The following is a 1,172-nucleotide window of genomic DNA, read 5'->3' on the forward strand; positions in this document are numbered from 1 at the left end:
ATCGTGCGGGAAGCCGACCACGGCCGCTTCGGCGACTTTCTCGTGCAGCACCAAAGCGCTTTCCACCTCGGCGGTGCCCATGCGGTGGCCGGAGACGTTGAGCACGTCGTCGACGCGGCCGGTAATCCAGTAGTAGCCGTCCTCGTCGCGCCGTGCGCCATCGCCAGTGAAATATTTGCCGGGGTAGGCCGACAGATACGTGTCGATGAAGCGTTGCTGGTTGCCGTAGACGCCGCGCAGCATGCCGGGCCAGGCACGGGCAATCACCAGATTGCCTTCGGTGGCCCCTTCCAGCACATTGCCGTCGTTGTCCACCAGTTGCGGTTCAACACCGAAAACGGCATGGTTGCCGAGCCGGGCTTGAGCCGCGTGAGGTGCGGGATCGGGGCGATCATGTGGCCGCCCGTTTCCGTCTGCCACCAGGTGTCGACAATCGGGCAACGGCCTTCGCCCACCACGCGGTGGTACCAGTTCCAGGCCTCAGGGTTGATCGGCTCGCCGACGGTGCCGAGCACTTTAAGGCTCCGGCGAGAGGTTTGTTTAACCAAATCATCGCCCATGCCCATCAGCGAGCGAATCGCTGTGGGCGCGGTGTAGAAAATGTTGACCTTGTGTTTGTCCACCACGTCCCAGAAGCGGGAGGCGTTCGGGTAGGTCGGCACGCCTTCGAACATCAGGGAGATCGCGCCGTTGGCAAGCGGCCCGTAAACGATATACGTGTGCCCGGTGACCCAGCCGACGTCGGCCGTGCACCAGTACACGTCGCCGTCTTGATAATTAAAGACGTACTTGTGCGTCATCGCCGCCTGCAGCAAATAGCCGCCGGTCGTGTGAAGCACCCCTTTGGGTTTGCCGGTGGAGCCGGAGGTGTAGAGGATGAACAGCGGATCTTCCGCGTCCATCGGCTCTGCGGGGCAATCGGCGGCAGCCTCGGCGATTGCCTCGTGCCACCAAAGGTCGCGGCCTTCGGTCCACTCGATGTCGCCGCCGGTGCGCCGGACCACGAACACTTCTTGAATACTCGGGCACTGAGCCACAGCAGTATCCGCATTCGCCTTCAAAGGCGTACGGCGGCCGCCGCGTACGCTCTCGTCCGCCGTGATCAGGGTGCGGCATTCGGCGTCTTGGATGCGATCCTTCAGCGCTTCGGGCGAGAAACCGCCGAATACCAC

1 pseudogene is annotated in these 1,172 nt (G+C 63.1%); it reads right to left on the minus strand.

Going from position 1 to position 1,172, the window contains the following annotated elements:
- A pseudogene (locus CAI21_RS22745) lies at positions 1 to 1,172 on the minus strand (acetate--CoA ligase); the annotation flags it as partial.

The organism is Alkalilimnicola ehrlichii, assembly GCF_003399765.1.
GTDB lineage: Bacteria > Pseudomonadota > Gammaproteobacteria > Nitrococcales > AK92 > AK92.